A 21,768-nucleotide genomic window follows, 5' to 3' on the forward strand; every position below is an offset into this window, starting at 1 on the left:
ATTTTTTAATAACGAATCAACTCGACATATCTTAATAGCTCTACTGGTGACGCCGCGTGTTTTGAGTAAGTCTTGAAGGTCTCCGTTTTCCCGCGCTCATGACCCATCAACAATGCAATCCTGTCTTCTGGAACCTGGTTCCGATCAAGCTGTTGGGCAAATTCATGTCGCAAGCTATGAAAGACCTTCCGCTTCGTTTCTTCCTCACCCAACGCCTGCCATTTAGCCCTCGTGAAACGCTGTGTATGCCACGTAGACCGCTTTCCGTCTGCACGGTCAATGATTGACGCACGGTAGAAAAGAAAGCCGTTATGGGGCTTGTGGAGAAGGGACTCCACCAGATCGATAATGCGGCTATGAACCGGGATGATACGGGCCGCTGATTTGGTTTTCCCCTCTGTCACTTCGAAGCAAAGTACACCCTCAATCTCGCGAATGTTCCCAACACACAAAGAACAGATCTCATTCAATCTCATGCCGCTGTACATCCCGATCAGCGTCACCGCCTGCATCTCTTCATCACCATCCATTGCAGCGAAGACCTTCGCCAACTCAGCATGGGTGAAAACTTCGTAGCTTATCTTGCTGCTTTTAGCTTCCAGACCATGACCACGCCAGGAGTTATCCTGTGGTGCGTCGTGATATCGGTTACGGGCCAGATCCCAGATTTGAGCCAGGGCGCTGATATAGTTTTGAATCGTCTGGGGCGCTCTGTCGCTTTTCAGCTTATCCAGCCAGCCAGTAACTATGGTTCGGTTGATATCTTTCAACGGAATATCGCGCTTTCGAAGATGGGACAATAAGACCTCGACGGCTTTATTCGTCTTTGACAGGGTGGTCAGTTTACGTTTCTCGCTGAATTGAAGAATGTACTGATCCCGCATAACCAGAAGAGAAGGGCAAGCCTGCACTTGGGCGGGGAAGTTCAATTGTGTGGGCGGTGCATCCTTCGCCTGTTTACTGATACCTCGAAGTTCATCAAGGATCTGCTCAATCCGTGAACCTGAACGAACTGGTTTAAGCTGATTGCGCAATTTGTACCATTCTAACGCTATGGCATCCCGGAATAGACGTGCCTGACGAATGTCACGAGTTGCTGTTGACCTCATGAAGTATGTTTTATTACCGAAGTGTGCAGCCATGTATGCCGGAATAGCTATGCGTACCATGTACACACCACACGGATCGAGAATCAGATAACGATCGCGTTTGTCCTTCGGTTTTACCCTCTTGTGATCCATGTAAACCCCTGCTATTTTGCTGGGGCAAGCTGTTGGCGAAATTGGCTGTACGAACCGTAGGTGCGTAACAAGTTAGTGATGATAATCAATGACTTGTTAGACGCAGTTGATTCAAAATCAACCGTAGAAATACGTGCCGGTTCGAGTCCGGCCTTCGGCACCAATACTCATCTAATTAGTTGTTTTTAAATAACTTTTTCCATATTTCTGCTCGTAATCGCGTAGCCCTACTACAAAAGGCTATACGAGGCGATGTCTCAGCGATATAAACTCTATCGTCGAACCAGCGGCATTTATGTTGTCCGCATTAGTGTTCCCCAACGTTTTCGTCGATATGCAGGACAGTGTGAGATTCACACTTCAACAGGCACTCACGATCTTCATGAAGCAAAGCAGAAGTCCGCGCTCCTGTTGGCGGTCTGGTATCAGACCTTACATGAGTATGAACTAATGGATTATCAGGCTTTAAGTGACAGCGCCCCGCTGCTTGCTGGTGAGGGTATGATCTCGCTTGCTAACTTTGCTCAGTCAATCGAGTTGCCTATATCGCAATTGATTCGAGAGGTGGTTAATCGTAACCTCCCGGTATTCTGGCTGGCGACTGGTCAGTTCGGTTTCTATGTTGATGAATTTAATGCAGTAGAGCGGGAACCCGGTGCAAAACGAGAAAAACAGTCTGATGATGAAAAGGATCAACCTAAAGAAGTCATCATCCTCAATAGCGCGTTTGAGCTGGGTATCGAGAGCTTCGCAAATGGTTATCTCCGCCCCTTCAATCCCCGGCATACTTTAGATTGTCTGTTGAGCGCTGGAGTATCCGAAGGAGAGGCTGCATTTCGAACAAGTGGTGATAATCAGCGTGGAGGGTGGTTTTTCGATCTCCCCGGCGTTGATATAACTGCTGATAGCCTGTTGATTAGCAAAGTTCATGCAGAAAGTCTCCGGCTTACTTGGTTAGCTAAGAGCACCCCACCAGCGGTTATCGTTCATCATAGCGCGCCTCTTGCCACTCCTGTTATCGCTAACGAATATGTTCACCGCAAACATTACAATGAAAACTTGTCATGGCTTCGTGAAGAGTATTTGAAACATCGGCGTAAGGGCAAGGTATCAGAAGCGGCGCTCCGCGATATTCGCTATTACTTCGATTTGATGATTGAAGTGATGGGGGATATCCAGTTGGAAGATTTCGACCGTGATTTCCTCCGGGCTTATGAGAGCAAGTTGCGCACAATTCCTGCTAACCGTAATTTGATGAAAGGTAAGCACGGGGTTAAGACACTGGATGAGTTAATCGCCAAAGCGGCAGAATGTGGCGATAAACTGATGACAGAAGAGTCTGTCAAAAAGTATATCAACGGACTTTATGGTGCAATGGAGTGGGCTGTTGATGATGGTAAGTTTCTGAAATCGCCATGCGACAACTTTTTCCCTCCCGATGATAAAGGTGAGCGAGAGCAGGATCACACTGACATATTTGAACCGCATGAAATTAAAGCAATTTTTTCGCAACCGTGGTTTGTGGCTGGAACTGTTGAACGTAATGCGCAAGGGCGATTCCATCAATATTGCCCGTTTCACTATTGGGCGCCGTTGTTGGGCTTGATGACGGGGGCAAGGGTTAACGAGATTGCACAGTTAATGCTGGACGATGTTCTGGCAGATGACGGCGTTTATTACCTGAACCTTGAAAGTGATAGCGAAAACGGAAAGAAACTAAAAAACGCCAATTCCCGCCGCAAGATTCCGGTTCATTCTACGCTGATTGAACTCGGTTTTATCGAGTATGTGGATGCGTTGAAAGCTGCCGGGTATGACCGTCTTTTTCCCGAGCTTAAACCACATAAAACTAAAGGCTATGGTAGGCCGGTTTCCGCATGGTTCAATGAATCATTGCTTGCGGGTCGATTAAAACTTGAAAGGGACAGAAGCAAATCTTTCCACTCTTTCCGGCATTCTGTTTCAACTTTGCTTAAAGAGAAGGGTGTTAGTTCGGAACTGCGTGGGCAGCTACTTGGGCATGTGCGCGGCAAAACAGAAACTGAAGTGCGATACAGCAAAGATTTAAAACCGGTTCACATGGTTGAGGTTGTCGAAAAGATTGATTTTTCTTTGCCCGAGATAGCGAGATTCAACATTCCTGATGGGCTGGATGCTGTAAGAGATGCGCTGCGAAGAAAGCGTGGCAAACAAACAGGTTGAGTCAGTTACTATTCAGTTGAGTTGTGCTCTTGAATGCTCTGGGACGCTTCCTGGCGCATTTTTTATTAAAGGTCGTGGATTTAATAGTGCCAAATTTGGAGACGCTTAAAATGCGTCTGGTGAGACTTGATTTGCATTAGCTCAGAATTGATCTGACGGTTTTCTCTGACAGAATACAATCAAGTCTAACAGTCCGCCTTGAGCGAAAAGCGGACCTTCATCCGATAAAAACACATCACAGCAGGAAAAGAGCAGGGATGTCATAACAAGTAGACTGTTTAGACGATGATTAATATCCCAGCGCCCGATTAACCTCATTGACAAGAGGTGTGCCGTTCCTCATCCGTTGCAGGTTATCAATGAACTGGTCCACAGCCGGCTCTGTCGATGGCTGCGCGGCAATATGAGGTGTCACCAGAATTTTCTCATGGCCCCAGAATGGACTGTCGGGGACTAGCGGTTCCGAGGCGAAAACATCCAGTGCTGCGCCGCTGATGTGTCCGTTCTCAACGAGCTCAAGCAGATCCTGCTCCACCAGAATTCCCCCGCGGGCCACGTTGATGACATAACAACCCTTACGCAGCCTGGAAAGCTTATTTCTGTTCAGAAGATGATGCGTCTCGTCAGTCAGCGGAAGCAGACATATCAGAAAGTCACACTCCTCCAGAAAGGGGAGCAGGTTTTGCTGCCCAACAAACCGCTCAACACTGACATCACGTGATGCCGTGCGGGTCCAGCCGGTTACCCGGAATCCGAGCGCGGCGACGGCCTGAGCGACCACTACGCCGGTCTGACCGAGCCCCATGATCCCCACGGTTGACTGACTGGCGCTGGGAACAGGTAAGCGCGCCCATTTCGCCGAAGTGTGCTGCCGCTCAAGCGTTCGCAGGTCGCGAAAGTGACGCAAAATCTGCATAACTACATACTGAGCCATACTGTATCCCAGACCGATATCACAGGTGCGGGTCACTTTTACCTCCGGAGGGAGATCGCGGGCCTGAAGGATCCCGTCAGCCCCTGCCCCCACCGACGCCACCAGTCTGAGTTGCGGCAACCGCGGTGCTGTTCCCTCAGGCAGTGAAAAGGTAAAAATAGCCGTAATATCGTCATTTATGCCTTCATCAAGGCTCGTGACAATCCTTAAATCCGGCCTTTTGCGCTTCAGTGCATCGTAACGCTGCTTTACAAATTCGGATGTAATTAACATCAGCACGGTATCGGAATGAGCATTTTCGGTGTCGGGCATTTTCTTGACTCACTATTGTTTTTTATCAGGAGTTTAACCTGTCAATGGGCCAGTGATTTAACTGATGCAGTTTTTCCGCTCAGCTATGAGGGTCATACCATTTTGAAATAGTGAAAGCCTGATTTTCAGCTTCATTACAATCAAATAACACTACATAACGGGAGAACGCAACAGGAATTCTGTGGCGCTAATTGCCTTAAGCGTAGGCTTTTCGCATCCGAACGCAGCCTCAGAGAGCCGAGCAGCGCGTTAAGTGCGGCCCTTTTGTATAATGAATATGCGCAGAGAAACTTTTAAAAAAATACGATGCCTGAGCAAGAGAAGCTCCGGATGCGCTTTTTGCAAGGCGCACCACTACAGGTGTAAGGTAAAAAAATGGCATCCTGCCGACAATAATTTTTGAGGCCCTATGTTTGACTGGGAAGACCTACGCTATTTTTCAACTTTTGCTCAGACAGGATCGCTTGCATCAGCGGCAAAAAAACTGGGTGTGGATCATGCCACGGTTGCCCGCCGTATCGCTTCGCTTGAAGCAGAAGCCGCGATATGCAGTTCAAACGCGATGTAAGGCTCTCTGGCGAGTTTTTGAAAATAGGTGGTCAAAATCATGGTGCAGAAGCCACGGCGCTCTCATAGAGTGACTGGCGAAGCCAGTTGAAACGAGCGTAGCGGAGTTCGAGCAATCAATTAGAAATCTGGGTGAGCTTTAGCTTTACCGCGCCGCTTAACTTTGGAGGGTGTTTGCCTCTATAAGGAAAAGCCTGCCACCGCCGAAGTTTTTGGACGCAATGCCTGAAAGGGGGGCTGGCAAACCTAGGACATCCACTTTTCGGCGCGACAAATTTTCCGGTAGCTTTTGTCGTATTGGTTGAGTGTTTCTGGTGGGGATTGAGTTGAAATATCAAGAAAGGAAGGTTTTGGTTTCTTGGTTGTGTTTTCTTCTTAACTTATTGTTTTGTTTTTATATGTTTTATAAACCTCTTTTCTGGGGAGCAAAACTAGCCCTAAGGGCCAATGCGATGAGTTGCAGTGAGGCACTTGGCTAATCAGGCTTCCAGAGTTTTAACCTCTTCTCCGGGTCCCTGCTTGGATCGGCGATGTGAGCTACTCTGCTTTAAAAAAGGCTCACGACGTAAACCCTTTGCAAAACATGATAACTCACTATTCTTATTGGCTGTGCAAGTCCAAGACTCAGCACCTTACACAACCTCACGCACCCTGGCATACGCCGCCTTTCGGAACCAGACCAGTGGGTAACGGTGCGCCCGCTTTAAACCCCGGCTCCGCTAGTTGTAGAGCCTTGTTGATACGCCATTTTGGGTAAGCGTCTGTATACCAAAACCCCAAAATGTATACTGATAGTAACATTTTGAGGCTTCAGTGCAAGAGCGTTATCTTGTTTAGAGTTGTTCAATAAAGCGTTTAAAGGGGGCCGCTGCTCGTTCTCCATGATGTTCTTCCACCCAAAAGGCAAGCGGCTCAAGATTTGAAGCTGTCAGTAATTTTTGTGCAAGCCGTATGATCTCTTGGGCCATGTTAATTTTTGCTTGGATGTTGCTTGCTTCTTTGGACAATTGTGCAAGTTCACGAGACTTCAAATTATCGACATCACAATCTATTAATTGCCTTAGTGTTTGTGTAACGCTACGGATCAGTAGTTCTTTGAGATCATTGTCTTTAGACATTGCTTCGAGGTGGTTAATCGAGCCTGTAACGATAGTAATGTAATAAGGTTGGCCACGAAATTTATCCTCCAAAGACGGATTCATGGAAAAATCCCGCTCTCTTTCTTCTTTCGATGCAAGACGAGAAGAGAGTAGCTCTTTACGTCTCTCCTTAAGCATTTTACGAATTTCGTTAGCCGCTGCCTCACCAATTACACCGCGATTGCGGAGTCTCTCAATACGAGAGTAGATCCAATCAGCCCCTTTAGGCTGTTTCCGTAATCCCTCGACATTCTCAAGGAGTTGTGATGCAGTTTCTTTTGCCTTGCGGACGTTGTCGCGTTGTAGTGAGGTTTTAACATCTCGATCAAACCGCGTCTTCATTTCGACGAAATCTACGGAAAAGTAGTTTTTGCCACAATCTTTTCCGATGTTGGTTTCGTAACCTTCTTTTGTCACTACGATATAACCACGTTTATGCGGTTGATGACATGTTGTGAGTCCACACGGAACATCTTCAGGAAATTGGTAGCTACCGATGATCTCTTTAAGGTCAACGTTTGTAGGGTTGATGTTTGAGCGAAAATGCGGGCGCTCAACGATATCATGCCAACTGCTGATCTCAATGATTCCCTTGACTGTGTTGAGAGCAATCATTTTTGTTCCTTTTTTGGCCCAGAGAATTTCATGTTATGCCATCCGGTTTTCCGCGGCAACGCTCTGCTGTATGTCTAAACAGATCCGGAGTGCCAACAAACGACCGTTTTCCGGCATCTCTTTTGAGGTGACTTCCAGACTGTGGGGAAATTAGCCTTGGCAATTGTTGGCAGGCGTCCTATTGTTGACACCGTTTTCTGGCAGGGGCCGGATGAGGAGATGACTATGGCGATTTTTGGCTACGGGCGTGTTTCGACATCGCAGCAGGATACTGAGAACCAGCGTTTGGAACTTGAGCAAGCTGGATGGACTTTCGACTTTTGGTTTACTGATGTTGCTAGCGGGAAGGTTCCTGCGGTGCAACGCAAAGCGTTTTCTGAAATGCTCAGCAAAATCCGCGATGGTGAAACGTTGGTAGTTGCAAAACTAGACCGTCTGGGGCGTGATGCGATTGACGTTCTGCAAACTGTCAGAAAGTTGGCTGACCGAAATATCAAGGTTATTGTCCACCAGCTTGGCACGACTGATCTCACCTCCGCTGCGGGTAAGCTTCTGCTGTCAATGCTGGCAGCGGTTGCAGAGATGGAGCGTGACTTGCTGATTGAGCGCACTCAGGCGGGGTTAACGCGGGCTAAAGCTGAAGGCAGGAAGTTGGGAAGACCCTCTAAAATTGCACCAGAAGCTCGTGGAGCGATTGTAGTGAAAAAGAATAGCGGAACCAGTGTCAGCGCGTTAGCGCGCGAATATGGCGTTTCCAGAGCGACTATAGCGGCTATTGTCGATTGAATATGGAGAGTTTATGGCTTACACAGCAACGGTTATCCCTGTAATGATCGCATCCCCTGGTGATGTTACTGAAGAAAGAAGAATTATTCGGGAAGTAATCCACGAATGGAATGATATTAATTCTGCCCTCTCGAAAGTTATGCTAATTCCTATTGGGTGGGAAACCCACACATCACCGGAGCTTGGCATGAGACCTCAGGAGTTAATTAATCAGAGACTGCTAGTTGATTGCGATCTATTGATTGGTGCTTTCTGGACACGACTTGGCTCTCCGACAGGTGATGAAGCAAGTGGGACTGTTGAAGAAATTCACAAGCATTTAGACGCGGGCAAACCTGCAATGATATATTTTTCATCTAAACCCGTAGTGCTTGATACAGTGGATATGGGGCAATATGATGCCCTAAAAGCATTCAAACAAGAATGCATGCAACAAGGCTTGATTGAGACCTTTAATGAGTCAACTGATTTTAAACATAAATTATATAAACAATTGACGCTGACACTCACAAATAATTCATATCTGAAAAATATCATAAACTCTTATCGTTCAGAAGGAACTGATAATTTAAAACAAGAATCTCCTAAGATGCTTCTATCTGAAGATGCAACTTTTGTCTTGAAGATGGCATGCGAGGACGAAAGCGGTGGGATATTAATATTAGAGCATCTGGATGGAACAGATATTCATGTTGGCGGCCAAAGTCTCGGTGGAGAAAATGCTAGAGAGGTTGCTAAATGGAAATCTGCTTTAGATGAATTGAAATCCAATGAATTAATATCTTCTCGGGATTATAAAGGCGTTCAATTCGAAGTTACTCATAAAGGATGGACTCTTTTTGAATCATTGAAGAACAAGTAATTCTGCTTTAACTATTTGAAGGCGGGGAACTTACTTTCCCCGCTTCATTTCACTCAAACGAAGCCGCGATGACTTCCCCGGTGTTGGCGTTAAAAATACAGAAATATTGAAGTGGTGTTAACATCCCCAGGCTATTAATTGCCTTAGCCTGTTGTCCGAACATTTGAATAGTTCGTTTGTTCTCGTCATGCCAGAGGTAGGTGTTGAATACCGGCTGCGCTTCACTTTCCTGCCACACATGGCGAAACGTCGCTTTCTTGTCCATTACCTGCTTGCACTCCCTGACCGGGTTATGGTGCGTTTTCGCATAGCATTCCGGGTTGTCATCTGCACATACGATATCTTTTCGTGCTGTCTGATGCTCAGCACCTACAGCAGAAAAGGCGCATACGCCCAGCACCAATGAGAGAGTGCCCAGAGTCCCCCATGCAATTGCACGTAGCGTGCTGATCTGCCGTTTTGATGTGACGTGAGCGACCACGCTATAGCTGGCCCAGCTAAGTGCGGCTCCCGCCACCATTGGTAATAAAAAACCTGATCCCGCCATGATTCCCTCATTTTCGAAACAACATCGCACCTGATAGCAAACGCTGGTGAAGTCCAACTGATGACCATCATCATACTTGTCGGGTTTTAAATGTCACTATTGGTGTTTATTTTGAATCTTGTGATTGTAGTGATACAGGCTTCTTGTGAGGGTGAGTGTGCTCACATTTGGGATTTGTAGATTCAAAATGTCTCATGTGGAGCGTGGCCTTACAGTAGTCAAAATTGCACATTCAGTGCATGAAAAAGACCTTGAGAATACAGTTTGGCGAGCGGGTAAAAGAACTGCGTATAGCCACCGGAATGAGCCAGGAAGCGTTTGCTGATCGGTGTGGGTTCGCACGCAGCTATATGAGCCGAATCGAACGTGGTGGCTCTAACGCTTCTCTTGATGCGATTGAAGTGTTGGCTGGCGCTTTAAATGTCGAGCCGTGGCGATTGTTGGTGTCTGACTTGTCCGAAGATACCGACCCGGAATTACTGGTTCCCTATGCGGCCGATGGTTCGTGCTTTCATCCCGGACTGGCAAGCACGCGCGATGGTTCGTTTGGTGTAGGTGATAAAGCCTCTCAGAAGCGTTTTGGCACGTTTTCCGAAGCGCTTGAGTATCTACGTAGCATGGAGACGGCAAAATGGCGTAGGCCCAATGCCAGTGGCAACTGGGGCATTGTGTCAGCGGTGCGGTGGGACAAACTGCGAAAGTAGCGCAACTGTAAGGTTAAGAATTTTATTGCTGTATGGATGAACAGTATTCATTGAATGCTGATAGTCTTATGTTTCATCAGCCCTTTGTTTCTATAAGAGTGAATAAAACAGCAAAATGCGGGTGCGTTACGTAGGCGTTACGGTGGCGTTTCAATTTGACTCTAATGGATTAATTCATATCAATAACATTGGGTTAAATGTTTTTTATGAACAAGGTCTGCCGGGTTTAGCTTGTTTCAAAATCCGAACGCAGTGGCGTTTACTTAACGCCCACATAGCTGACAAACGTGCTTTCCTCCCGACCCGGCAGACCTCCATAAACATCAAAAGGCAGGTATGGCACGTTGATGTTTTGTGCCGTCACGAACACTCGGTTTGATTCCGTCCACCGGATCAAGCTTAAGATGTAGACCCTAGAACAAAAAGGTCCTACGATTGCTCTTTTAAAGGCTAATAGGAACGTGATTACAGCAGGTTATGGAGACTTAGGTTCGAGTCCGGCCTTCGGCACCAAGTGATGCAATAATTAGCTACCTGAGGGTGGCTTTTTTTGTGTCTGACATCTAGTGTTTACCTGCCATTCCCGCGACCGCGATACTGGCTCTCTCAAGGTCAATCCACTTCAATGCACATCTACTAACAGATGTTGGTATTTCCGGTTCGAAAACGCTGTTACCAACAGGGAGGGGATAAGCATGGCGTTAACAGATAGCGAAGTAGGAACAGCTATGCCAGCGGACAAACAATATCAGCTCGCCGATGACAACATCGTTGAGTTAAAACTCGGGATTTATGAGCACCTATTTAAACCGCAGGGAGGTCTTAACACCTTGAGGTTGCTTCTCTTCTTCAACAGCGCACTACAACCATCATACGTTATGAGATGAAAAACAGGTTTAGCGATTTTAACTCCGCACAAGTGATGGCTGGGGGGCTTCCGGTAATAGACCACATCTTCCAAGGGGGAGTCTGAGCTACTAACAATAATGCGGCGGTATGTGACTTAAATGGGTGAGTTGAGGAAAGATAGGTCTGTGGTGGAGGGAGTGATTGAGAAGGCTTTAATAAATCACCATCCAGCGGTAAAGATGGCTATTTATTGCCAGGATTCAGCGCGTTTTTTAAAGTGATATATTTCATTGCAGCCAATAAATAGGAGGCTTTGAAAGTCACATCCTGGTAGTCTTTAGCTAACATGCTTCCATTTTCTTCAAACCGCTCAACAAATGCTGCGACTTCTTTGGGGCCAATACGGCTGGTATTATCTTTTCCATTTCGAACAAACAGCTTTTGTTCTTCAACGTACAGCGTAAAAGGTACATTTCTTGACTCAGTGTACAGCTCAACTGGCTGGGAAAAAGACTCCAACATTAAATGGTAAAAATCTCTATAAATCATGATGATTGCTTCCTTAGCTATAAGCTTTCAATAAATTACCGATTATTTGGTTAATCGCTATGAGCCGTTACTGCCTCTTCACAGGGAAAACAGTGGAAAGAAGTTTGCCACTCCCCTTTCACTAATCTACCCGTTTCAAGATCAAAGGGCACACACCACAGAGACAAATCTTCATCGAAACGGAACACCGGCAATGGTGTGGCAAAATACTGATGACGCGGATAAATGAGCATCATATTTCCTTTCCCTCCAAGATACTTTTGTCCATAGGCGAACATTTGGTACAGGTCAGGCTGGCTGATTTCATACTTCCTCAGACTGTCATCAGCTCTGCTATCTAATAGTTTCCATTTAGCATCCAGAACCACCGTCTGCCCGCCTGTGATAAGAAAGTCTGGTTTTAGCAAGAACCATCGTTGAGAAGACTTTTCACCAACAGGTACATGCTCCAACAAGTACTGGCTCTTGGTTTGTTCTATGAGCCGGTGATCGTGATGCAATGCCCCAGCCAGACCGCATCCTACCCAGCCCTCATATAACTTCTCCATAGGAAATAACAAAGAGATTCCCTGATGCGATCCAAGTTGAAAATCTGGATTCATCTGTTCAAGAATGAGCTGGCACCACGGTTTTATAGCGCGATATCCGAAGAGATATTTATCATCGCTCCATTGCCTCATTAGCTGTGTTGTACTGCCACAAATAGGCAATATGTCTTCCAGTTGATGGCTTAGAGAATTTGCTTGCCTCCAGCTCTGCCCTTGCCTGGCCATTTTAAGCGACCAATCCAAAGCCGTCCGTAGCAGACGGTTCTCGATGCGCTGAGGGGAAAACTCGGCATAGCGCACATGAAAACGAGTGCCTCTGCCCGGAGGCATTCTCATTTGCGCTGTGACATTCAATTGACCGCGGATGAACGCACTATGTTCATCCTCAATGAGATGATAATCGAAGCGAAGTCCTTTGCGTACTAAATCAGCAAGATGCCGTAAAAACTCACTGATTATCCATTCATGTAGAGGCTGATCGCTACGTTGCAATGCAGCCTGATTTGCCTCACGATGCGTAATCCCTAAAGAGGCGCTTAGCATTCGGCGTAAAAGTTGACGTAGAGGGACTACCTCAGCTGGAGCTTCAAGTGTGGTTTTAGGCAGAATTTCAATTGACTCGCCATTCGGGGATTGTAGATAACCGACATAGTTTCCCAAACGCAAAAACCGCTTCCCTTCCCGGCTGAGAATTTGCGAAGAACCACGCCACTTGTGTTGCAATTGCTCAAGCCAGGAAAAGGTTGCCTCAGAAACTATTCCCAAATCCATACTGGCTGGTTGAGAGTTATCACAAGTCAGCAGAGCATATTCCTGGACCTGGATCATCATGCCACAATACCCTGATAAGCTTCGGCCGACGCGAAAGCATGTTCATTGATACGAAAGCGTCTGTCAGACAAACTATCCGCGATATCTTTCGGGAATAGTGCAGAAAGTGATGGTAGTTGTGCTGACTGCTGTAACAGAATAAAACGATTTTCTTTCGCTTTTACCGAGTCATTAAGCACCCAACCGATACGCTCATAATCATCAAAGAAATACTCTCTCAGCAAGGGAATGATTTTGTCATGGAAGATGCTGGCCAGGCAGGCTTCGCGGTCGGCGTTATTGTCTAATTTCTTTAGTGGCATAAAGTAAGCATGACCAATCATATGCTCACTATCCAGTAGCGCTTCGATACGCTGATTAATACGCGTTAGCAACTGTGCGGCATCAACGCCATACGCAGTGATCCCTGCTAACAACTCCGGTCTTGCAGGCATTTCTGTAAAGCTAAAACGGCGCCTTAACGCCAGATCCATCTGAATTAACGACTTATCAGCAGTATTCATAGTGCCAATTACATAGACATTTTTAGGCACGGAAAACAGCTGCTTAGAATAAGGTAATACTAAAGTGCGGGCTTCTTCGGCACCCTGTCGCTTATCGGGTTCCAGCAGAGTAATTAATTCACCAAAAATGCGTGCAATATTACCGCGATTTATTTCATCGATGATGAGCACGTGCGGCAATGCTTGATTATCAGTTGTTTCAACCGGAGCCAGTAGTTGAGACAGTTTTTCCCTGTCAATTGAGGTATCCCTCAACTCATATAATGTCATCTGTGAAAGTGCTTTTAAAAAAAGCTGTTCTTTCGGTAAGCTCGGCGAATAGGTTCGTAGCCAGTTGACCTTACGCATTTGATGATAGCCGACGCGTTCATCATTAGGTAAAAATCGATAATCGCCAGCGATCTCGGCAATGGCTCTAAATTTATGGTTGCCATCGGAAATAATAACTATATCACCATTTTGCATGATGTTTTTAAACATATTGACCGCAGTCAGCATGTATTCACTTCGCTCAACCAGACTATCACTCGCTTCATCGATGCGCAGTCGGATATCAGCAGCTGTCGTGCAGCCACTAAAATCAAGATTATCACCCCAACCTAATAGAATATAATTATTCACAAGGCATTCATCAAAAATATAATCTTCTCCGTCAAGCGTATTCCCGAGAGACATTTTCCAAATCCGTCGCCCATTCAAGGACAATAACTGGTTTGAACTACCACGTGTTTTAACTTCAGCATTCAGGCACAGCTGTTTAAAAATACCATCCACTACTTCGTAGCGAAGCGCACCCGATGTTTCATCAGTGGTCGCGCGGATCCCTTCGATAAAATCTTCATAGGAGAAGCTCTGGTGGAAGGTGGTAAACATAATGCGCTGCTTTTCTACTAACGACTTATAGCGTTCTTTTACCAACTCCCGTAAGTCATTGCCATGATGTTCGCGCGTAGCCTGTTGGTACCACGCATTATCGGCGATTTTTACCGCCATTTCGGTCGTAGAGTAGGTTTTACCTGTGCCGGGGGGCCCGAAGAGAATTTGGTTTAAGGGATACATTAATGATTGTTCCTTATTTTCGTTGTCTCTTATTAGTCCGGTTTGGGGAGTTATAGCTGGTTGGCCTCCCAGCAAAGTTACCAGCGCCTGTAACGCTTCAACTGACTCAACATCAGCCGCGAAACCATATTGGGATGTACCGTTATCTTTCGGATAACGGCGGTAGCTGGTGCTTTTTACTTTTTCCCAAAGGCAGTGGATACCCGAAATACGATCGATTTCCGCTTTTAAGGCCAGGGTTTCTGGTGCAAGAACCAATGGGCTCTTGTTAACCACACCGTCCTGACGGCGTTTGACATACAGATACTTTCCATTCCCGAGCGCATGCTCAGAAGCATAGCTTGGCTCGAATTTTCCAGACTCAAGACGATAACCCAATTCATTCAACGCCTGGTATATCTCTAGAGAATTCAGCATTTCCTACACCACTCCTTGATGAAAAGCGTTAAGCCCCTTTCAACATATCAAACACCACCCGAGCAAAGCCCTTGGCCAGTTCAGGGTTAGAGAGATATTGCACCATCATCTCCTGCTGGGCCTCATTGCTGTCCATCACGGCATCATCAATGGCTTTTGGGAAATCGCCCAGCATCGCCTGCTCGCGCGTATTGTTAGCAATCTGGGTCATCACCGCCTGGTTTTCTGACAGCTTGTCGCGCACCGCAAAGGCATAGTTGATCATGTCTTTATCGGTGAGATTATCGGTGACGAATAGCTCGTTCAGACGCGCCAGGATATTCGACAGAAACTCCTCTTTCTTATCCTTCGGCTTCGCCGTTCCGACATCATTACCCGGTTTGATTTTGTATTCCGCCGCATCTTCCTGCAGCTTCAGATGCTGTTCGTGGAGTTTGGACAGGCGGTAATGGCTCATCTCCACGTTGCTTAAATCAACCTCATCTTCTTCGATACGTTGTTCATGCAGCAACGGACGCAGATGACGGGCAAACAGGCTCAGCTTTTCCAGGTCTTTGTCGTCGTAATCGACGATTTGCGACATAAACTCGTAAAAGCGGACAAAGCTACCGAGATCCTTCTTGAAGATATCCAGCTTACTTTTTTCTTTCTCGCAGTCCTTAAAGGTATTTTCCGCATTGGTGATCAGCACAATGTCGCCGGTCTTCTTCGTGCGTTCAAACATCTCTTTAGCCAGCACATACGCATCAATCGCCGAGGTGTAGCGATGCTTCCAGCGCTCCACCGCAGGTTTACAGATATTACTAATAGCCGCGTTGGATTTGTTTTTGCTGAAGAACGCCTCGCAGAACTGCTCCACTTCGTTCCACAGGAAAATGCCGCTGGTGCGCAGCTTTTCAAACAGTTCAAAGACGAGTTGCGGATCGCTGACATCGGTCAGTTCCGCTGTCTGGTAGTACGGCTGGAAAGCCCCCAAAATATCTTCGGGTTCGTTGTAGAAATCAAGCACAAAGGTGCCGGACTGCGCCTTCCCTGGATAGGTACGGTTCAGGCGCGACAGCGTCTGTACACACTCCACGCCGCCCAGCTTTTTATCCACATACATGGCGCACAGCTTGGGTTGGTCAAAACCGGTCTGGAATTTGTTAGCCACCAGCATTACCTGGTAGTCGTCAGTATCAAACGCTTTACGCATATCCCGGCCCTTCAGTCCGGGGTTCATATTGATCTCGGTGAACTTCTGGTTAAGCAGCGCAAGGCTGTTGTGGTCATTTTCGTGGAATTCCACTTCCCCGGAGAACGCCACCATGGCGCTGATCTTGTCGTACTTTTGCTCGGCGATGTATTTATCGAACGCCAGCTTGTAGCGCACCGCCGCTTTACGTGAACTGGTCACCACCATCGCTTTCGCCTGGCCAGCCAGCAAGTGCATCACATGCTTGCGGAAATGCTCAATAATCACCTTCACTTTCTGCGACACGTTATGATCGTGCAGCGAGACCCACTGGTTCAGTTTGATTTTGGCTTTTTTGCTGTCCACTTCCCGGTCAGGATCGTCCAGCTTTTGCAGCAGTTTGTAAGCCACTTTGTAGTTTGTGTAGTTCTTCAGCACATCAAGAATAAAGCCTTCCTCGATGGCCTGACGCATGGAGTAAACGTGGAACGCTTCCGGTTTGTTCGTTTTCGACGCTGGTTCCTGCGGATTCGGGCGACGGCCAAAAAGCTCCAGCGTTTTGGCTTTCGGCGTGGCGGTGAAGGCGTAATAGTTAAGGTTATTGCTGCCTTTGCGCGCGGCGACGGTGGCATCCAGAATATCTTCTGAAGACATCTCCACATCGTCATCCGTTTCTTCGGTCATCAGCACTTCTTTCAGCTGACGTGCCGTAGAACCGCTCTGCGAGGAGTGCGCTTCATCGGCAATCACCGCGTATTTGCGCTGCTTGAGGCTGACGCTGTTTTCAATCGCCTTCAAGACAAACGGGAAGGTCTGAATGGTGACGATAATGATCGGCTGCGAGTTTTCCAGCGCGCTCGCCAGCTTCTCCGATTTTGAGCCGTCGCCTTCTTTGTTATTGATACGTCCGACCACGCCATCCTGATGCTCAAACTGGTAGATGGTATCCTGCAACTGATCGTCAAGCACGGTACGGTCCGTCACCACAATCACTGAGTGGAACTGCTTCTCGCCATTTTCATCGTACAGGCGGGAAAGCTGGTGGGCCGTCCAGGCGATAGAGTTCGATTTTCCCGACCCAGCGCTGTGCTGAATCAGGTATTTATTGCCGGTCCCTTCCACCGTGGCGGCGGTGATCAGCTTATTCACCACATCCCACTGATGGTAGCGCGGGAAAATCAGGCTCTCGCTTTTGTACTTCAGGCCGATGGCGTTTTCTTTTTCGACGATTTGCAGATGCACGAAGCTCGCGAGAATTTTCAGCAGGTTGTCCGGCTGCAGCACCTCGTTCCATAGGTAGCTGGTGGCGTAGTCATTGGCATCTTCCGGGATATCGTTCCCCGCGCCGCCGTCATGGGTGCCTTTGTTAAACGGCAGGAAGAAGGTTTTATCGCCCTCGAGTTTGGTCGCCATAAACACGTCGTACTGGCTGACGGCAAAGTGCACCAGCGCACCGCGTTTGAAGGTCAGCAGCGGCTCAGGTTTGTTGGTACCTGGGTCCTTCGGCAAACGCGTTTTTTTATATTGCGTAATGGCGTTTTGTACTGCCTGCTTAAATTCAGACTTCAGTTCCAGAGTTGCTATTGGCAGGCCATTAACGAACAGCACCAGGTCGACACGCCATTTTTTCGCCTTAACGCCCGTTTCTTCAAATGCGGCGTTCGACGCATGAGGGCTGTAAACCAGCTCCGGCACAATACGGCAGATATTCTGTTTATAGCGCGTCAGGGTTTCCGGATTGAGATTATGTTCCGGCTTAAACTGGCACAGGGAAAAACGCGCGTTATGGCTTTTGATACCGTGACGCAGTACGCCGAGCGTGCCGTAGGTGCGCGAAAGCATATCGGTAGCGTTGATATCCGCTTTTTTCAGCTGCGCCACCAGCGCATCGAGGAAATGACGCTCGGTATCCGAAGGATAAATTTTGGCAAACTTCTCCCACTCCTGCGGCTGCGTGGTTTGCACAAAAGTCAGCGCATCCTGCGAATACAGCGCACGTTCGCGATCGTAGCCGTCCGTTTTGCCACGGATCCAGCCTCTCTCTTCCATTTGAGTGATTATGTCATTCTGGAAAATTAGCTCTTTGGTGCTGTCCATACTCATGCGGTGGCCTCCTGTGATGCCTCAATATCCTGCGTATCAGGGGCAACCCAGTCGCGGACGTCAATTTTCCCGGTGACGGCGGCGGAGATCAGAGCGGTGCGGCGTTCTTGTATCAAAGCAATGAGCCGAGACGCTTGAGAAATTAGAAGGTCTAATTTATCCACGGTAGCCGTAATAAATTCTGATATTTTAAGCTGTTCAGTAACTGGAGGCAGTGGAACACAAAAATTAGACAATGTCCCTAAATAAATCCCCGGCTGCGCTGAAAACCCGGCATTTTCCCAAAGTAAATTTTGGAAGTCTTTCGATTCAAAAATATAACTTAGATGTTGAGGTAGAATTAATTCATTTGTTCTGAAAACACCCAAGCTTCTCTGGATATGGAATGAGCCCATTTCTGGAACAAGTGCAACCTTACCGAGAGTTGCACCTACAATGGCCAGTAACACATCATCCTTTTTAGGAACGAAAGAAGAGCATAGTAATTTATAATCTTTATGCGAGATGTGTGAGTCATCATCCCTGAACTGGAACACACCGTCAACAATATTTCTCACACTTAACAAAGGAATACCGTTATCTACACGTGGTGGCGGCAAATGAGTTCCATCCTTAATTAACGCGCAAACGTGCTTTAAGGGTATTACACTCCAATGCTCAGGTACTTCCCCCAACCACTCAACACCAGAATCTTTCATCGGCACATCAGGGTTTAGCCCTTTGGTGACGGCATGACTAATCATTGCCTGACGCTTTTCTTTCAGAAATTCAATGAGTTGTTGTTGTTTCTCGATCAGGTTATCGATTTTTTTTGTTTCGTAGTCAAGGAAGCCTAATATAAGTTTCTGTTCAGAAATACCAGGCAAAGGCAAGTACAAACTTCTAATAACGCCTGAGTTCAGCCCAAGCATTATAGACCCTTTACCCTGAATTTTAATTTGATGCTTAATTTCAGGAGATTCATCGACTAACAATTTAAAAAAATCAGGAATAATTAGTTTATTATTAACCCGCACACGGATTAAGTGTGAATCGATAATTCCTTTCTCAGCAGTTTGAGGAACGATCTCACATTTTCCGCTCGTCCCCATCATAGTGATTAAAATATCACCAAAAAATACTTCATAAGCACCCATTTCTTTAAATTTATTAAAGCTTATCCTTCTTTTTCCAAGTGAAAAGTCACGTTTTATAACATTCTCCTGACCATACACTTGCACACCATCGTCAACCATATCCTCTAATTTCAAGGAGCTCCCAAAAGGTCCTATTTTAGTACCTTCTGCACCATTTTTAAGTAAATATCTGACCTGTTTTAACTCCCAATGAGAAGGTAATTGCACTAATCCTTCAATGTTCGTGAAATTATACTCGGGATAAGCTCTATATTTATTCAATCCAGCCATCAGGAATGTACCTCCTGCAGCAGCTTCATAATCTCGGCGCTGACCGCATCCAGGTCGGCATCAATATCTTCCAGCGGGCGCGGTGGCTGATAGACGTAGAAATGGCGGTTAAACGGGATCTCGTAACCGACAATCCCCACCTCGCCATCTTTCGCATCGCGCTTATCAGCGTTGATCCACGCGTCATTCACGTGCGGTAGTACTTCAGACTCGAAATAGTTTTCAATCAGGTCGCTGGTGGACAATGCTGGGTTCAGCGACACGTTCTCGTTATCGCGCAGCTCGCCATCCTGTTCAAACTCAACAACCTTGCCTTTGTATTCAAACGCACCGTACAGCGGCTGAGCGGCTTCTTTCAGCGCCTTCTTCACCACCGGCTCGGCATCCGGGTTTTTGGTGGTGATAGCATCGATAAACTGCTTGTTTTCTTTCGCGTCCAGCTTTACGCCAGCGGTTTTAATGGCCCCTTTCAGGGTTAGCTGGAACTGGTTGAAGTCATTGCTTACCAGCGTTTTGCCACCCGCCTGCGTACCCAGAGCCGTCTGAATCTGCTGCGCTTTTTCCATTAAGGCGCGCTGTGCCAGCCACAGTTTGCAGTCGAGCAGGTCTTTGATCTGCTTCTCTTTCAGCTCTGCAAATTCAGCTTTGATGATGGCGCGCGCTTCGGCTTCCAGTTCGGAGAAATCACCATAGTTATCCGCCTGCCACTGGGATGCGAACTCTTCATACAGACGTTCCATTGGCGCGTTAAACGGCTTCGGCGCAAAGCGCAAAGTCGCAATCGCCTCATCCGTCACCTGAGCGGATAATCGCAGCGGGCGCTCAATGGTCAGGCGGCGATAGCCAAAGTCGGTGCTGTTAAAGATTTTGCTGGCGAAGGTTTTCGGCGCTTCGGTTTTGGTGGTGGATGGCTGACGGCCACGGTTAGATTTTTGCTCGGCGGCTTTTTCCAGCCCCAGTTCTTCCAGGGTTGTGGCATCCACTACCTTAAAATCACCGAAGGTCTGGGTGATCAGCCTGATATCATCTTCACCCATCAGGTTACGCTTGGAACCCAGCGATTTACGCATTTTGCCGCACAGGTTGGTGCCATCAATCAGTTGAACTTTGCCTTTACGCTCAGGCGCTTTCTTGTTGGAGAGGATCCAGACGTAGGTGGCAATGCCGGTGTTGTAGAACATGTCCGTTGGCAGCGCGACGATGCCTTCCAGCAAATCGGCTTCCAGAATGTAGCGACGGATTTCGCTCTCACCGCTGCCCGCACCACCGGTAAACAGTGGCGAACCGTTAAGGATAATCCCGATACGTCCGCCGTTGCTCACGCTACCATCCACATTGTGGTTGTCGCGCATTTTGCTGATCAGGTGCATCAGGAACAGCAGCGAGCCGTCGGATACACGCGGCAGGCCCGGGCCAAAGCGACCGTTAAAGCCTTTCTGCGTATGTTCGTCGTTAATCTCGCCCTCAATCTTCTTCCAGTCCACGCCAAACGGCGGGTTAGAGAGCATGTAGTCGAACTGATCCTGCGGCAACTGGTCGTTAGAAAGGGTGTTGCCCAGCTTAATACGGCTGACGTCCTGACCTTTGATCAGCATGTCGGCTTTACAGATTGCGTAGGATTCCGGGTTCAGCTCCTGGCCAAAGGCACGCATCACCGCGTTAGGGTTCAGTTCGTGCACATATTCCATGCCTGAAGAGAGGAAGCCGCCGGTCCCGGCCGTCGGGTCATAAATGGTGCGGATGATACCGGGCTGCGTCAGGGCTTCATCATCTTCCATAAACACCAGCGAGGTAGTCAGACGCACGATATCGCGTGGGGTGAAGTGCTCACCGGCCGTCTCGTTAGAGCTTTCCGCGAACCGACGGATAAGCTCTTCAAACACCAGGCCCATTTCGTAGTTGGAAATCGCTTTCGGGCTCAAATCGGTGGTGGCGAATTTCTTCACCACTTTAAACAGCAGGTTGGCATCTTCAAGCAGGCCAACAAACTCACTGAATTTGAAATGTTCAAAGATTTCACGCGCATCCGGGGAGAACGCCTGTACGTAGCTTTCCAGGTTGGCTTTGATGTCGTTCTGGCCCATCTTGCCAAGATCCATCTTCGAGGTGTTGAAGAAGGAAAGCCCGCTGGCGCGCAGCAGAAACTTCTCTTTGGCATCTTCCGGCAGTGTGCTGGTTTTTAATTCATCATATTTCGCCACCACCGCGTCTTTGGTCTCCGCCAACACACACTCAAGACGACGCAGCAACGTAAAGGGCAGGATCACGCGCCCGTACTGAGACTGTTTGAAATCACCGCGCAGCAGATCGGCCACCGACCAGATAAACGCAGCCGTTTGAGAAAAGTTAGTGTTAGTCATGAAGCCCTCGGAAGAGATTGCGGCCATGGAGCAAAGTGCTCCGGCAAAAAATCGTTTTGG

General features: G+C 47.5%; 15 protein-coding genes and 1 pseudogene. 6 read left to right on the forward strand and 10 right to left on the reverse strand.

What is annotated here, in order from left to right:
- Positions 1 to 5: 5 nt before the first annotated feature.
- Positions 6 to 1,241, reverse strand: coding sequence for a site-specific integrase (locus NKJ21_RS21125; protein WP_254733197.1), 1,236 nt, complete (start codon positions 1,239 to 1,241; stop codon positions 6 to 8).
- Positions 1,242 to 1,493: 252 nt separating this feature from the next.
- Here NKJ21_RS21125 and NKJ21_RS21130 point away from each other — a divergent pair, with 252 nt between their 5' ends.
- A complete protein-coding gene (locus NKJ21_RS21130) occupies positions 1,494 to 3,443 on the forward strand; it encodes a site-specific integrase (protein WP_254733199.1) in 1,950 nt (649 codons plus the stop codon).
- Positions 3,444 to 3,732: 289 nt separating this feature from the next.
- Here NKJ21_RS21130 and NKJ21_RS21135 read toward each other — a convergent pair whose 3' ends face one another.
- A complete protein-coding gene (locus NKJ21_RS21135) occupies positions 3,733 to 4,689 on the reverse strand; it encodes a glyoxylate/hydroxypyruvate reductase A (RefSeq protein ID WP_254733202.1) in 957 nt (318 codons plus the stop codon).
- A 409-nt stretch (positions 4,690 to 5,098) separates the two neighbouring features.
- Here NKJ21_RS21135 and NKJ21_RS21140 point away from each other — a divergent pair.
- A pseudogene (locus NKJ21_RS21140) lies at positions 5,099 to 5,221 on the forward strand (LysR family transcriptional regulator); the annotation flags it as partial.
- An 868-nt stretch (positions 5,222 to 6,089) separates the two neighbouring features.
- On the opposite strand, the gene NKJ21_RS21145 reads toward NKJ21_RS21140, so the two are convergent.
- Entirely contained in the window at positions 6,090 to 7,010 is a 921-nt protein-coding gene (locus tag NKJ21_RS21145; RefSeq protein ID WP_254733204.1) for a hypothetical protein, read from the reverse strand.
- Between the two features lie 225 nt (positions 7,011 to 7,235).
- Between NKJ21_RS21145 and NKJ21_RS21150 the strand changes: the two genes are divergently transcribed.
- Entirely contained in the window at positions 7,236 to 7,796 is a 561-nt protein-coding gene (locus tag NKJ21_RS21150; protein ID WP_254733206.1) for a recombinase family protein, read from the forward strand.
- A gap of 13 nt (positions 7,797 to 7,809) precedes the next feature.
- Positions 7,810 to 8,658 carry a hypothetical protein gene (locus NKJ21_RS21155; RefSeq protein WP_008815336.1) on the forward strand — a complete coding sequence of 283 codons (849 nt, stop codon included), beginning with the start codon at positions 7,810 to 7,812 and terminating at the stop codon, positions 8,656 to 8,658.
- Positions 8,659 to 8,707: 49 nt separating this feature from the next.
- On the opposite strand, the gene NKJ21_RS21160 is transcribed toward NKJ21_RS21155, so the two are convergent.
- Positions 8,708 to 9,205, reverse strand: coding sequence for a hypothetical protein (locus NKJ21_RS21160; protein WP_197809798.1), 498 nt, complete (start codon positions 9,203 to 9,205; stop codon positions 8,708 to 8,710).
- Positions 9,206 to 9,444: 239 nt separating this feature from the next.
- Here NKJ21_RS21160 and NKJ21_RS21165 point away from each other — a divergent pair, with 239 nt between their 5' ends.
- A complete protein-coding gene (locus NKJ21_RS21165) occupies positions 9,445 to 9,909 on the forward strand; it encodes a helix-turn-helix domain-containing protein (protein ID WP_008815334.1) in 465 nt (154 codons plus the stop codon).
- A gap of 695 nt (positions 9,910 to 10,604) precedes the next feature.
- The gene (locus tag NKJ21_RS21170; protein WP_178075507.1) at positions 10,605 to 10,796 is read left to right on the forward strand and encodes a hypothetical protein; all 192 of its coding nucleotides are present in this window, start codon (positions 10,605 to 10,607) and stop codon (positions 10,794 to 10,796) included.
- A 205-nt stretch (positions 10,797 to 11,001) separates the two neighbouring features.
- On the opposite strand, the gene NKJ21_RS21175 is transcribed toward NKJ21_RS21170, so the two are convergent.
- Genes NKJ21_RS21175 through NKJ21_RS21200 form a run of 6 tightly spaced genes read right to left on the reverse strand, consistent with a single transcriptional unit; the run spans position 11,002 to position 21,708 of the window.
- Positions 11,002 to 11,307: a hypothetical protein gene (locus NKJ21_RS21175; protein ID WP_048322824.1), complete on the reverse strand. Its 306-nt coding sequence runs from the start codon at positions 11,305 to 11,307 to the stop codon at positions 11,002 to 11,004.
- Positions 11,308 to 11,357: 50 nt separating this feature from the next.
- A complete protein-coding gene (locus NKJ21_RS21180; protein ID WP_254733208.1) occupies positions 11,358 to 12,686 on the reverse strand; it encodes an McrC family protein in 1,329 nt (442 codons plus the stop codon).
- Positions 12,683 to 14,665 (reverse strand): AAA family ATPase, encoded by a 1,983-nt coding sequence (locus NKJ21_RS21185; protein WP_239270754.1) that lies wholly within the window; start codon positions 14,663 to 14,665, stop codon positions 12,683 to 12,685. The genes NKJ21_RS21180 and NKJ21_RS21185 overlap by 4 nt, the downstream gene beginning before the upstream one ends.
- A gap of 28 nt (positions 14,666 to 14,693) precedes the next feature.
- Entirely contained in the window at positions 14,694 to 17,942 is a 3,249-nt protein-coding gene (locus NKJ21_RS21190) for a type I restriction endonuclease subunit R (RefSeq protein ID WP_239270755.1), read from the reverse strand.
- Positions 17,939 to 19,348 carry a restriction endonuclease subunit S gene (locus NKJ21_RS21195; protein WP_074195001.1) on the reverse strand — a complete coding sequence of 470 codons (1,410 nt, stop codon included), beginning with the start codon at positions 19,346 to 19,348 and terminating at the stop codon, positions 17,939 to 17,941. The genes NKJ21_RS21190 and NKJ21_RS21195 overlap by 4 nt, the downstream gene beginning before the upstream one ends.
- Positions 19,348 to 21,708, reverse strand: coding sequence for a class I SAM-dependent DNA methyltransferase (locus NKJ21_RS21200; RefSeq protein ID WP_239270756.1), 2,361 nt, complete (start codon positions 21,706 to 21,708; stop codon positions 19,348 to 19,350). The genes NKJ21_RS21195 and NKJ21_RS21200 overlap by 1 nt, the downstream gene beginning before the upstream one ends.
- Between the last annotated feature and the right edge of the window lie 60 nt (positions 21,709 to 21,768).

The organism is Klebsiella sp. SWET4 (genome assembly GCF_024296565.1).
Taxonomy (GTDB): Bacteria; Pseudomonadota; Gammaproteobacteria; order Enterobacterales; family Enterobacteriaceae; genus Klebsiella; species Klebsiella variicola.